Source organism: Achromobacter kerstersii (assembly GCF_902859595.1).
Lineage (GTDB): Bacteria > Pseudomonadota > Gammaproteobacteria > Burkholderiales > Burkholderiaceae_B > Achromobacter > Achromobacter kerstersii.
Window position 1 is genome coordinate 1,524,165 of sequence record NZ_CADIJQ010000001.1, and the last position, 14,777, is coordinate 1,538,941.

2 protein-coding genes (1 of these 2 only partly in view) are annotated in these 14,777 nt (G+C 65.7%); both read right to left on the reverse strand.

Features of this window, described 5'->3' with window-relative positions; translation table 11 throughout:
- A complete protein-coding gene (locus HV765_RS06715) occupies positions 1-1,824 on the reverse strand; it encodes a GAF domain-containing protein (protein ID WP_175169177.1) in 1,824 nt (607 codons plus the stop codon).
- Positions 1,817-14,777: the end of a DUF4347 domain-containing protein gene (locus HV765_RS06720; protein WP_175169178.1), read on the reverse strand. The gene runs 19,274 nt beyond the window's last position; the window shows 12,961 of its 32,235 coding nt (coding positions 19,275-32,235); its start codon lies off the right edge, out of view — the gene reads right to left on this strand; it ends in the stop codon at positions 1,817-1,819. The genes HV765_RS06715 and HV765_RS06720 overlap by 8 nt, the downstream gene beginning before the upstream one ends.

Consider the following 14,777-nt stretch of genomic DNA (forward strand, 5'->3'; position numbering starts at 1 on the left):
TCAGCCGAACCAGCCCCACCACTTCAGGCGGAGCCAATCAAAAAACCCGTGCGTCCAGATCCAGACGTAGCGGCGCTCGTCGATATCGATCCGGCCCACGCCTTCCATGCCCGGGCGCAACGCCTGCGCCGCCTGGGGTTCCAGGCTGGCCTCCAGGCGGAACACGGTCTTGCCTTCCTGCACCTGCGCCAGCGGCACGATGCGCGTCACGGTAAAGGAAATCTGCCGGTCTGGCATCGCGGCCAACGCCACGCGGCCGGTCTGGCCCACCGCCACGTCGTCAATCAGGCGGTCTTCCACATCCAGCCACAGCCGGTAGCCATCGGGCGGCGACAGCTTGAACAGTTCCTGGCCGCGCTTGACGGCTTCACCCAGTTGCTGGCTCAGGTCGCCGCTGACGATGATGCCGTCAAACGGCGCGCGCATCGTTGAGCGCTGGATCTGTTCACGATAGAACTGAATCTGCGCCATGGCTTGGCGCGCCTGGGCTTGGGCGATGGCGGAGGCCGCGCTGTCACCCCGCGCCGATGCCTCTTCGGCTTGCCGGCGGTACTGCACTTCCAGGTTGCCCGCGCGCAGCAATTCCAGTTCGGTCTCTCGCGTATCCAGCGCGGCCAGGGCATCGCCCTGCTTCACGGTATCGCCCGCGCGGCGCGACGCATCGCTGATATAGCCATCGAACGGCGCGGCCAACACGCGCTGCACCACGCCTTGCACCGTGGCCGTCGCACTGATGCGATACGGGCCGTGCGCGAAGACGGCAAACGCCACCAAGGCGACCAGCGCGACGGCCGCCAGCTTGCGGCCAATGTAGCGGGGCCCAAGCAAACGGCCGGATTCGCGCAACACCGCATCGCGCCACTTGCGCCAGAACGGGCGTTCCTGCTGCAAGCGCTGATACAGCACGCGGCCGGCCAGTAGCACTACGCTTTGGCAAAGTTCGATGCTGGCTTTGTCGAACGGCAGGTCGTCCGGGCGCTCAAACACCAGCGCCCCGCGCGCGTCGCCATCGGGCGCGAACGGCACCGTCAGCACGTTGCGGTTGCCAAATTCGCGCGCAAGCTTCTGGTGCGCGCGCAGTTGGATGGTGCGGCCTTCGTCCTGCGGCACGCACAAGGTCGAGTTCTGGTCGATGGCTTCGTCCATGGCCTCGGCCACGCTGCGCACCAGGTTCATGTTCTGCACCAGCCGGCTGCTGTGCGACAAGGCGTAGACCTTGCTGCGGCCATCCTGCCGGAAGCCGATGCTGACCCGGTCGCATTCCAGCCGCGTCGCCAAGTCAGTAACCAGCGTCAGCGCCACATCCTTGAACTGCCCTTCCTTCAGCGAACGCGCCACGCAATTGATCACCACCATCAAGCGTTCGACCGTCTGCGCGCTATCGGTTTCCTGATGCTGCACCAGCCACGCTTCCAACACGCCCGTGCCCCAGCGCAGCGCCTGCACCAGCGGTTCGGGCGCCTGCATGGGGGTTTCGAACGCCGCCACGCCATGGATGCGGCCGCCCAGCACGATGGGGTAAGCCACCACCAGCCCGCTGGCATCCGCCGACACAGCCACTTCGCGGCCCTGCAAGGCTTCGTCCACCGCGCTGTAGAACACCGCGCCTGCGCGGCTGCCCGCCGGGGTTTGCGACACCGCTTCAAATGGCCCGGTGTCCGGCTCGCCCAGGATCAGCGCCGCGTGACGCACGCCCGGCAGCTGACCCGCCTGCAAGGCGAGCCAGGCGTCCAGGAAAGACTGGCGGTCGCTCGCGGCCGACAGCGCCGACCACCAGGCCAGGTCCGCGCGCTTCACCTGCGCGGGCACGACAGCATCATTCATCCTTGCTTCCACTCTCCGTGAGCGCCGGCTGCCGCACGCTCAGTCCGCGCTTGCGGCTGGCCTTCGGCTCCCAGGTATTGGTTTTTGAATTGAACACGACCGTGGCGTTGCCCGACTTGCCCAACGCACCGCTCAAGCCCAGGATGCCCACGCCCGCCGCCATGGCGACGCGCTCGGCCGTGGTGGATGCGTGGGTGTTCTCGGCGGCAGCCACGTTGTCAGCCGGCTGATCCGATTCCGACACTGCCGCGCCTTGCGGCGCTGCGTCCTGGGTTGCCGCGTCCTGTCCTGCCCCGTCTTGTCCTGCCCCTTCCTGCCCTGCCAAATCAGCAGCCGGGTTGGACGCGTCCTGTGCGGGCTTCGGAGCGGGCTTAGGCTCTGGCTTCGACGCCGTTTTCGCGCCGCTGGCGTAACCCTGGCCACCCCCGTCCTGCACCGTTTGATCGGTGCGCATGGACACCTCGTCCGGCGCGCCCGACGAAGCATAATCGGAAAGCCCGCCGTCGTGGCGTGCAATCACGATGTCTGGCGAAGTCGGTCCCAGACGGATGCTGTTGACCGCATCCCGCATGCCCGACAGGTACCACGCGCCCGCGTTGGGGCGGGTCAGCAGCGGCTCGAACACCGGGCGCTGCCATTGGCCGAAGTTGCCGCTCCAGGAATACAGATCCTCCAGCGCGCGGGTGATCAGGTCAGGCGTATTACCGCCCATGCCGAAGCGGGTCAGGTTCACCACGCGGCCGCTCTCCGGTTCGATATAGATGGCGGCAAAGTCGCCCACCATCACGTCCTTCGAGAAGCTGCCGCGGAAGCTGTCGGCCCCGATGCCGCCCAACATGTAGTTGCCGCCCGTGCCTGCCAACAGAATGTCGTTGCCGCCAAACGCGATATCGACGGTTTCGATCAGGCTCCAGCGGTCGTTGACGAACACCACGCGGCCGCTGTCGCCAAACATCACGTTGTTGCCCGCGCCGCTTTCCAGCTGGTCGGCGCCCATGCCGCCGATCATCACGCCTTCGCCGTTGTTGTACAGGCTGTCCGAGCCGCCCACCGACGGGTAGGTGGATTCGAACAAGGCGATCCGGCCGGCGGCGGTGAACACCGCCCGCGCGCCGTCGCCCGCGATCAGGTTGAAACCGCCTGCGCCCACCGCCCGGATGATGTCGTCGCCCATGCCGCCAAACAGCGCATTGCGGCCCGCGCCCACCGTGATGGTGTTCACGCCGCCCGATGGCAGGTTGATGGTCTCCAGCAGTTGCAGGCCGGCGCCCGACAGATAGCGCGCGTCCGCACCCGGCGCGGCGGCGTCAATGAAGTCGCCGCGGTTGCGCAGGTAGTTGACCGGCTCCACGTTCACGATGCGGCCGAAGTTGGCGAACACGATGTTGTTGCCGTCGCCCGCCGTGATCGTGTTGGCGCCCGCCGACAAGCCATCCGCCGACGCCCCCACCGCCAGCCCTGCCGCCTGCTGCGGCGTCAGCACCAGCGTCAGCGCGGCCAGCGACTGCTGGTCGGCCACCGCCGCCACGCCCATGTTCATCGGCGTATCCAGGTTGATGTTCATGCCGGCATTGCCGAACACGATGTTGTTGCCCTGGCCTGCATGGATGACGTTGTTGCCGCCGCCGCCCGCGATCAGGTCATTGCCCAACCCGCCATAGATCACGTCGTTGCCCGCGCCGCCGTATAGGATGACGCCCTGCGTGGTGGTGCGTGCGTCCAGCACGTTGTTGCCGCCGTTGCCAAAGTGCAGCGCCTGGCCTGCTGCGCGTTGGCCGGGCGATGCGGTGTAGTAGGCGTCGTCCTGGCTGGTCGAACCAAACAGCAGCACCGGCCGGTCCGTGCCGCCCACCGTATTGCCTTCGGCCACCAGCAGGTTATTGCCGCCGCCGCCCTGCACCAGCGTGACCGTGCCGACCGTGGCGTGGCGCACCGTGTAGGTGTCATCGCCCTGGCCCAGCATCGTGTTCACCGACTGCACGCCGTGGAAGACGATGCCGCGGTCGAACACATGCGTGCCCGCCTGGCTCGTCTGCAACACCGTGCCGCCCGCGCCGCCCAAGCCCGGCGTCATGCCCAGCCCGGTGATGCGGCCGAAGTCGCCAGCTTGCGCGTTGCTATACACGCGGTCCAGGCCACCCATGTTGTCGACCTGATCCTGCATGCCGGTCTGCCCGGCCGTGGTGCCGTCATTGAAAATGCGGATGCGGTCATTGACGGGCGCGGCAGACGCCACGCCGTCATTGCGCGCACCCAGCACGCCATCGGTTTCGCTTGGCAGGCCCACGCCCGCATGCAGCGTGCCGTCGTAATCCGGGCGGTCCAGCGTGTCGCCTTCGATCAGCAGCGTGCCTTGGATGCCCGACACGTCATGCGGCTGGTCGCCGTAATTGGCGTAGCTGATGCCCGTTACCGGGTCCACCGTGATGATGGGCTGGTCGCTTGCGCGCGGGTTGCGCACCTTGCCCGGTTCGTTGGCGGGGCCGGCATAGGCCGGGTCCGCCACGCGCACCAGAATCGGCGGCAAGGCGACGTCTTGCAAGCCGGGCAGCGTCGTAAAGAGCGACGCCGACAGGTGCAAGTCAAGGCCAGCCAGGCTCAGCGGCGGCAGGCCTGCGCCCGCGCCGTCTTCCACCTTGACCAGCACCTGCTGCATGGCGCCCCACGCTTGCGCGCCGACACCGTTGGCGTCAAACGTCAGCACTACGCTTTGGTGCCAGGTCAGCCCGCCGTCGGTGGACAGCAGCAGCCCCCGCCCTTGCAGGCTTTGCAGGGCAGCCGCCATCGAATCCGCCGCGTTCAGGCCCACGCCTTGCGTCAGCGAGCCATACAAGGCGGACGCCACCATCGCACTGCTCAGCGACACATACGCCTGGCCCGAAGCCGGACGCGGCAGCACGCTGGCATCCAGATTGATCGCCAGCGACAGCGTATTGCCGCCGCTGGCGTCCAGCTGGCCCGGCTGCGCCGTGATGCTGACCGGCTGCGCGCCATCGAACACGTCGCGCGAACCGCCGCGGCCGGTCACGATGGTGTTGCCCGCCACGTCACCCGACAGATCGAAGGTATCGCTATCGCGTCCGCCGATCAGGGTCGTGATGACATTGCTGCGCGTGGACAGCACATAGATGTGGTCATTGCCTTCGCGGGCATCCAGATTGACGCGCTGGATGTTCTGGTAGCTGGTGTTCAGCCCCGCGCCGCGGATGCCTTCTTGCGTCAGCACAAAAGCGTCGGCATCTTCCGAGCCCAGCACGGTGTAGGTATTGATCCCGTCGCCGCCATCCATCGACACCGCGCCGTTGATGACGTAGTTGCGCTCGCCGTTGGGCTGTTGCTGCGCTTCCTTGAACGCGTAGACCATGAACTCGTCATCGCGCTTTCCGCCAAAGAGCGCCAGCGGCGCGGCGTTGCTGTAGATGCGGAAGACGTTGCTGCTGTTTTCCGCGCCGTACAGGGTCAGGCCGAAACTGTTGCCGCGTGACAGATAGCCCTGCGTGGTTTGCACCGTGTCGATCTGGTCGCCCGCGCCCACGTTCGGGAACTGGCGGTCCAGCGCGTACAGCTGGCCGACCTGGTATTCGTTGTGCTTGGACGCATCGCTACCCAGGCCGCCGTCGATGACCACATACGTGCTGGTGTCATCAATATAGAAGCGGTTGCCGCCGTCAACCGCATTCAGGCGCAGCCCGCCCGTCATGCTGCGGTCGTAGTTCACGCGCTGCACTTCATTCGCGTAGCCCGCGCCTTGCGGCGTGATCTTCGCGACGAAGTGCTCGCGCACCAGGAAAGTTTCGTCCTGCGTGGTGCCGTTGATCGTCAGATGGTTCACGTCCGACAGGTTTTCAAGGCCGTTGTCGTCGGAATCATGCACGTTGATCCAGATGGACGTCAGCGCCGCGGCCAGGTTCACGATGATGTGATCCGAGCCCCGTCCGCCGTCCACATCCACGCGGTCGGTCACGCCGGCCACGCCTTGCTGGCTGGTCAGCGACGGCAGTTGATCCAGCACGATCAGGTCGTTGCCATCATTGCCATGCAGCGACACGCCGCCCGCCAGCGCCCGCGCCGACAGGTAGATCGTGTCGTCGCCCTCGCCCGCCAGCACGGTTGCGCCGCCGCCCAACAGAATGCGCGCCATCCAGATCTTGTCGTCGCCGGCGCCCGCGCCCACTGCCAGGTGACCCAGGAAATCGGAGTCAGACAAGGTGATCAAGTCAGCGCCTGCGCCGGTGGTGATGCCGGTGTTGCCGCCGACCGTCACCGTATCCAGCAGCACGACGTTGTCGCCGCCGCCCGCGTCTACCGTCAAGGAACCGGCCAGATCCGAGTCCGCCAAGGCGATCTCGTCCAAGCCCGAGCCGGCCGTGATGGCGGTATCGCCGCCCACTGTCGCGGTTTGCAGCACGACGACGTTGTCGCCTTCGCCAGCGCTTACCGTCAGTGAGCCTGCCAGACCGCTGTCCACCAGCGCGATCAGGTCATCGCCCGAGCCGGTCGTGATGGACGTATCGCCGCCCACCGTCACGGTTTGCAGCACGACACCGTTGTCGCCGTTGCCGGCCGCAATCGTCAGTGCGCCCGTCAGATCGCTGTCCACCAGCGCGATCAAATCATCGCCTGACCCGGCGGTGATAGACGTGTCGCCACCCACCGTCACAGTGTCCAACGCCACGATGTTGTCGCCGTTGCCGGCGTTTACCGTCAATACTCCGGTCAGCGCGCTTTGCTGCACGGTGATCTGGTCCACGCCCGCGCCCGCCGTAATAGCCGTCGCGCCCGCGATAGTTACGACGTCCAGCAGCACGACGTTGTCGCCACTGCCTGCATTCACCGATACCGCGTCGCCGAAATCGCTGTGCGTCAACGTGATCAGGTCAGCGCCCGTGCCTGACAGCAGCGTCGCACCGCCGCCTACGGTGACGGTATCCAGCAGCACCACGTTGTCGCCTTCGCCCGCGTCCACCGTCAACGTGCCCGTCAAATCGCTATCCAGCAGCACAATCGCATCCAGGCCCAAGCCGGTGGTGATGGCGGTATCGCCACCCACCGTGACGGTGTCCAGCAACAAGGTGTTGTCGCCGTCGCCCGCCGTGATCGTCAGCGCGCCGGTCAGGCCACTGCCCACCACCGTGATCTGATCCGCGCCTGCGCCTGTCGTGATCGACGTGTCGACACCCACCGTCACCGTATCCAGCAGGACGACGTTGGCGCCTTCGCCGCCGTCCACCGTCAACGTGCCAGTGATAACGCTCTGCTGGAACGTGACGGCATCATCGCCCTCCCCGGCCAGCACGGTGATATCGCCGCGCACATCCGTGGCGTCGAACGTGACCGTGTCGTCGCCGTCCAAGGTGCGCACGGTGGTTTGCTGCTGATTGATCAGCAGCGCGTTGACCAGAATCTGGTCTTGACCCGAACCGCCCGTGATATCCAGCAAGACGCCTTGCGTCAACGCGTCATGACCATCCAGCGCGCCGCCAACGTCGGCGGTGCTGCTGAAGGTGATGGTGTTGTTGCCACTGTCGCTGCCGTACACATAGATCTCGGGCGCCACCAGGCGGCCGTTGATGTCCACCGCCGAGGCCTTGCCGTAGCCGGCCGTGCCGCGGTCATCGCGGTCCACGCGCAGGTTCATGCGCTGGCCAGCCTGGATCAAACCGCCTGCCTGCAAGCCGCTACGGCCCGCAACCGACAGGTTGTTGCCCGCCAGCAGGCTCACCACGCCCACGGTGCTGATCACCGCGTCCGGCGCCAGGGCGATATCGCCCGACGTGCCGGCTTGCGCGCCTTCGTAGCGCGCCACCAACCACGCGTTGGCGGCGTTGATCTGGCCAACGTTGAACGACAGCGCCTGCGACACGCCTTGCGCATCGGTGGCGGCGCCCACTTGCACCAGCGCCACGTCGCCAACCGCCTTGACATTGATGGTCGACTGCGCGCCCACCGACGCCACGATCAGCGCGTCGTTGACCGCCGCGCCCGCCGTGTCGGACTGCACGTAGCCGCCCACCGAACCACCCGCCACAAAGAACAGGCTGCCGCCGGTCACGACCGCAACGCTGCGCGTGTTCGACAAGCCCGGATGCGCGGTCTTGTCGCTGACGATGTTGGTGGCGCTGCTCAGGTGGACCTCATCGCGTGACCGCGACTCCACCCGCGCCAGCACCAGATCATTCGCGCCCAGCTGGCTGATCGACACCGACCCCAAGGCCGACGCCACCAGATAGCCGGACATATCCGTCAACAACGGCGAGCCCAGCTCCCCGATGGTGCCGGACAGCGTTTCCAGCCACACGTTGCGCGCGGTGATCGCGGCCTGGCCCGAAGCCGTGCCGTTCAAGATCGCGTCCAACGCATAGATGCGCACATCGCCGCGCACCCCGCCGGCATCGACCACATCGATACCGCCCAGGCGCAAGCCATGCATGCCATACAGGTTGACGCCCTGCGTGGCCGACGCCCGCACCGTGGCCTGCGTATCGGTTGCCGACACGCTGACCAAGAGCGGCGTGCCTTCCTGCGAGACGTCGGCCCCCATCTGGCCCACCGACTGCCCGGCGATCAGCGCCACTTCGCGCACATAGCCCAGGCCCGCCAGCTCGGCGGCGCTCAGGTCAGACAGCACCACGTTGGCGTACTGGCGCTGGCCTTCGGACGTGGCGTTCAGGATGGACAAGCCCGCCTTCAACGTTACGCTGCCGGCCGACACCACTTGGCCCACGCGCAGGTTCGCGTCCGTCTGGTAAGACGAGCCGCCTGCCGCCGTGCCCTTGGTATTGGCCAGAACCAGGTTCAAGTCCTGCGCGCCCAACTGCGACACGCGCGCCACGCCACCCGCTTCCACGTACAGCGCGTGGCCGGCGGACAGGCTCAGTTGCAGATGCTTCGAGGCGTCGTACTGATAGATGCCGTTGGCGTCCCGCGTGCTGCCCACGATGTCCTGATCCGCCACCAGGCTGACCTGGCCGGCGCTTTCCAGCGTGCCCGCATCGGTGCCGATGATGGAACCGCCCTGGGCGCTGACCGTGATGGTGATGCCGTCCTTGGCGTGGATATCGCCCAGGCGGATGCTGCCCTTGGGCGAATCCAGGCCGACGGTGGTGTCGCTGTAGGCGGACACCACGCCGTTCACGGCCTGCACCGCCAGCGAACGCGTGAGCTTCAGCGTCAGGTAGCGCGGGTCGCGCATGTCGCCCACCAGCATGCCGCTGGCAAGCGCCTGCGGGCTGGCGCCGTCTTGCGCCATGTACGGCACGTTGACGGGTTTCCAGACCGGGTCCAGGAAGCCGCTGCCAATATCCACCACCTGCACGCCATTGGCGCGCGCGGCGGCCACATTGGCCTGCCATTGGCTGATATCGGCCGCCGACGCGCCTTCCAGCAGCTTGCTGTTGTAGATGAAGACGTCGCGGCTGTTCTCGTACAGGCCGAAGCGGTCGGCGAACAGGAACTGCACCGCGCTATTGGCCGACAAGGTCGTGCCCAGCTTCAGCGATGCGTCGTTGGAGAACACCGGCTCAAAGCGCTGCCACAGGCTCGTGTCGCTGAAGTCGACGCTGGCACGGTCCAGCGGCGTGGTGCCAGCCGGGCCGATGTAGCGATACAGCGTGTGATACACGCCCGCCAGGTTGACCGCGTTGGCGCGCGACAAGATGGCCTTGTCGGCCTCGGGCAGCGAGTCAAACACGTTGGCGCGTTCGTCATCCGACAAGCCGCCCAGGCTGGGCAGTTGCAGGGTGTAGTCGCCCAGCTCGGCGCCAATGGAACCCTGGCCCGACGTGCGCAACACGATGCCGCCGCCCGCCTTCACGTTCAGGAAGCGGTCTGCGGGCGGCGCGCCGTCCGTATCACCGTCCACGTCGAACACCTGTTCGTTGATGGCCGCCGACACCGGATACAGCAGGTTGTTCTCGATGTTGCGCAACGTGGCCGTCGAGAAATAGAAGAAGTAGCCCGCGTTGTAGGTCTGGCCGTACAGCGCGATATCAGCCGCCGTTTGCGCCGGCGCATCCGCACGCACGGTATAGGTGCGTGTGTAGGCTTCTACGCCCGCCCCGTTCAGGCTGGATGCGTCAAACGCCAGCGTGATGGCCTCGCCCATGTTGGGATACAGCGCCAGCAAGCCGTCGTTCTGCCCTGCCCCCGTCTGATACAGCATGGCGTCGGCCAGCGACGCCGCCAGGCGGATCGTGCCGTCCGCGCCCACGATGGCGTAGTACGCCGTGTCGGCCCGCACATTGCCTACCGATTGGCGGAAATAGATCTCGTCGCCCGTGCGCAGCGCACGCAGTTGCCCCGTGCCGTCGTCCACGATGTTCATGTTGGCCAGCTTGAAGCTGCCCGCCCCCACTGCCGTCAGGCCCGAGCTCACCGCTCCCGCGGCGGACTCCAGGCGGTCGCGCCAGTAGTTGTGGTATTCGGCGGTCTGCGCCAGTTCCTTGTCCACCACGTAGTCGTAGACGATCTGGTTGCGCGTGGACTTGACCAGGTTCTGCGCCGCCGTGATGTCCAGCGCGGCAGGCAGGTAGTTGGGGTCAAAGCCCTGGTTCTTCAGCTGTTCGTGCAGCGCCTGCATTTGCGCGGTCAAGCCTGCCGTCGAACCGGCGGCCTGTGTCTGGAACAGGTGCGTGGACACCGTGAACATGCCGTTCACGTCTGCCGCAGCAAAGCCGCGCAACAGCTCGCCCGTGATGCCGGCGTCGGTAAACAGCGCCTTGACCAGTTCGCGGCCCTCGGGCGTCTGGTTCAGCAGTTCAATCTGCTGGTGCAGCACCGCCTGTTCCTTGGACGCAAAGAGCTGAACCGTGTTGTTGGCGCCCACCAGCACGTAGTACGCCACGTTGGTTTGCAGGCTGGCCGTCTTGCCGATCTGCACGCGCACGTCGTTCAGGTAAACACGGTCGTAGTTCTGCAAGGCGCGGTAGCCCGTCACCTGGCCGTTGGCATCCGTGACCGGCACGATATTCATGTCGGTCAGCGTGATGACGTTGTCGGCAGACACGGTAGCGCCGCTGGCGGCCGCGTCCAGCAGCTTCACCGTCACCGCGCCCGGCGTGCTGCCTGCCACGCCGAAGATCTGCGCAATCGATACCGGCGTGCCGCCGTTGAAAGCGCCATCCACGCTGCTCGACAGCGTGACCACACGGCCGTTCACGCTCTGGATGTAATAGATGGCGGTCTGCGTGGAGTTCGCAAAACTCAGCTCCACGCGCTGGCCTTGCACCAGGCGGTCGGTGCCCGGCAAGGTCAGCGTGGCGGCGCCAAACTGCGTCAGCGACTGCTGCGTAAAGCCGTTGTCCACCAGGCGGATGCCGGCGTTCACCGTCATGCCGTGCAAATCGGGCGTGTAGCTGCCCGACGTCGCGGTGTCGTGAACGTTGGTGTTCTGGTAGACGTTCAGGTCTTCCAGCTGCGACTTCTCCGCATACACCTTGCCCGTGAACGTGATGCGGCCGGTCAGCCACGCGCTGTCGGGGCTGGACGCCGTCAACGGATTGCCGTCGGCGTCCACGATGGTCAGGATGTGCAGCGTGCCGTTGTCGTAGACGCCCAGGTCATGGCCTTGCAGCTTGCCATTCTGGTTGGTCATGTACAGCTCAAGCCCGGCCAGCGAGATCGACTGCCCGCTTTGCAGCAGCGCCTTGATGCTGTTGGCCAGCTGCGTGCGCGCAACATCGCTCAGGTTGGCGTTGGTCAGATCCCAGCTGAAGCCGTTGCCCATGTCGACGAACTCGGCATACCCGGCGCCCGCCGTTTCCGTATAGGTGTAGAACGGCAGCAGGTTTGTGCCGAACCAGCCCCAGTTGTTGTTCGGCGTGTCTGACGTCAGCACGCCCTGCTTCAGCGCGGCAGCGCCAAAGCCGCGTTGGATCGTGTAGGCCACGGCCATGGAGCCGGTGCCCTTGCCCAAGCCCGTCAAGCCGTAGACCAGTTGCGACGGCAGCGGCGTTGACGTGACCATGTTCGCGCCGTTGCGCACGAAGAAACTCTTCAGCGAGACAGCCGCGCCCGAGAACGTGATCGAAATCTGGTTCTGCGCGTTGTAGACGCTGGTTGCCGGCGAGCCGTCGGCCTGGACGAGGCTCAGGGACTCGATGCGGCGCGTATAGCTGACGCCGTCAATCATGAACGTGATCTCGCTGCCAATCAGCCCATTGGCGGCGCTGTTCATCCACTGGTTATAGTCCTGCACGGAATTGCCGGACGGTATCGACCAGCCCAGCGTATTCCCGGCCAGCTGAAGCTGATTGCTGGTGATGGTGCGCTCAACGACCGTCCAGGTGCTGCCCGGCGTTGTCGACGTCAGGTTTGCGTACAGCGACCCGGCGCCGGTGTTGATCTGGCCTTGCGGGTGGTCCAGGTTGTATTGATCAATTGCCGCGATGATGTCGGCCGAAATGTTCTGATCGTTGGCGCCCAGCGCGGGCGCCGGCGTGCCCGCCCCTGGCACGACGGGACGCGTGGCGTTCTGCGTGCCGGTGACCTCGCCCCCGCCCAGCGTGCCGGCCGCGTTGCCAAACACGATGTTCAGGTTGTGATGGCCGGTGCTGTCCAGGCTGGTCAGGTCGCCCACATACGGCGACTTCAGCGTGACCAGGATCGAGTCGAAACTGTTCGACCCCCACCACTGGCCGCCCGTCGGCACAATCTGGTCAATCGTCAGCTGTTGGCCGTCCACCAGGATGTAGGTGTAGGTGCGCAAGCCGGCAAGCGCGCGCTGATACAGGTCGCCCTGCGTCTGGCCCGACAGGCTGGCAAAGGCATTCAACTGGTCATTGCTTAGTTGCAGGCGCAAGGTGCTGGAGCCCTGCTGCACCGTCAATGCGCCAGACGGCAAGGTGAACGAAATCGGCAGGTTGGCGTTGGACTGATCCGTGGCGCCTGCCAGCGCATACGACGGGCCGTACAGCACGCCTTGGCTGCCCGCCGTGTAACCCAGTGACGCCAGCGACACCGGGCCCGCGTTCGACGTCGGGTTGAGCGGGTCGTACACCGTGAACGTGAACTGGTAGATGTTGTTCGCGCCGCTGCCTGCCACCAGACCCAGATAGCCCAGGATTTCCTTGCGGACGTTCCCGTTCAGGCTGTCGTTGTAGGCCAGGCGCACCAGATGATGGCCATCCACCGCCGCCTTCAGCGCGGCGTTGTACTGGTCCGCCGTGAGGTTCAGCGCCAGGTACTGGCCGCCTTCGGCCTGCGTGCTCAGGTACGTGCCGACGCCGCCCAGCGTAATCGTGGCGGTCTGCAACGACCGCACGCCCGACCAGTAGCTGTCGTACTGCGCCAATTGCGCGTTCAGGTCGGCCAGAATCTTGGCCGTGACGGTCGGGTACGCCTTCTCGGTGGCGGTGCGGGTATCGGCAAGCTCGCCATCCAGCAGCGAACCACCGTTCAGCGTGATGTTGACGCTGCCCAGCTCCGCGTAAACGGACGCCTGCGGGTTTGTCCAGTTCACCGGCTTGACCAGGGTCAGGTCGGCATTCAACACGTTCTGCGACAAGTAAATGCTCTTGTCAGCGCCGGCCGGGCCGCCCGCCAGGCCCGCCTGGGCGGCGAAGCCCTGGCGCGCATTGATCGTCAGCGCCTTGGACGCCGTGCCTATCGCGCCATAGCCCGCGTTCAATTCGATGCGGTTGCCCGACACGACGGTGTCGGTGCTGCTCGTGGACGCGTGGGCGAAGATGCCGTTACGCGCCTCGATATACACCGTGCCCGCCGACGAGTTCACTTTCTTCAGCGTCGCCCACGAGCTATTACCGCCGTCCGAGAAGTAATTCAGACGGATGTCGTTGCGGGCTTCCGCGCGGGTGTAGCCGTTGGACCCCATCACGTTGAGCGTGATCGCGCCGCCCAGCGCGATGGCGTCCACGTTGACCTGCGCGCTGGCGCCCGTGGGCATCTGCCCGTTCACATCGCGCGCCATGATGCCGACTTCGCCCTGCATCGTGATCGATGTCGGCTTCGAGGCCGACACCGCTTCGATATGCACCGTCTTGCCGTTGCCGACGATCAGGTTGCCCGCGAGCGTGATGTCGCCATTGCTGCGAATGTAGATGGCGTTGTCGGCGTTGCTGGAGCCCATGAAGCTCAGCGTGATTTCCTGGGAAGCCGGCATGTAGAAGGTGAACAGCTCTTGCTGCTTCTTCTCGACCACCTGCGTCAAGGTCGTCGTCTTGGTGCGCAGCCAGCCGCCGCCGCTGGTGTGCGGGCCGTCGTTGCGCACGATGACGCCGGTGTTGAACTTACGGTAGGCCACGCTGAAGACAGAGGTATCCAGCGCCGTGCCACCCGAGGTTTCCAGACGGTAATGCTTGCCGTCGGGGCCTTCGATACTGCCAGCCGCGTCTTCCACCAGCGTTTGCGTGCCGCTGCCTTCGATGGTGGTGGGCAGCAGCGCGTCGTTCAGTTTGCCGCTGGCGATCAGTTGCTGTTTCAGCGCATCCGGCACGGAATTGACGCCGTCATAGGCGACCACCGTCGACACCAGCACGGGGCGCGGCGTCTCAAACACCGTGACCGGGCCGGACTTGCTGGTGTTCTTGTCCGTCAGCCAGCCCAAGGGGTCGAAGTCGCCGAACAGGTTGAATTGCTTGGTGGTGTAGATGGTGGTGGTGGTTTCGCCCGAGCTCCAGCCCATGACCCACACCATCATCTGGCCGGCCTGGGGCTTGTAGCTCAAGGTCAGCGTCTGGCCGTCCTGCAACGAGCCGGCGGTGTTGCTCAAGCCCGCCGAGCTTTGCTGGCCGTTGCCGTTGTCGTACACCCAGATCCAGGTCAAGGGGTTCACTTCACCCGGCGTCGGCTGCACCGACACAAACTTGTTCCACACCGTGTGCACGACGTTGTTCGTGCCTTGCAGCTCGTACAGGTCTTTCTGGCCGCGCGCGGTGTCGATGATTTCGATCCGGCCGCGGCGGTAGGTGCTGACGTCGATGTCGCCCGTCACCAAG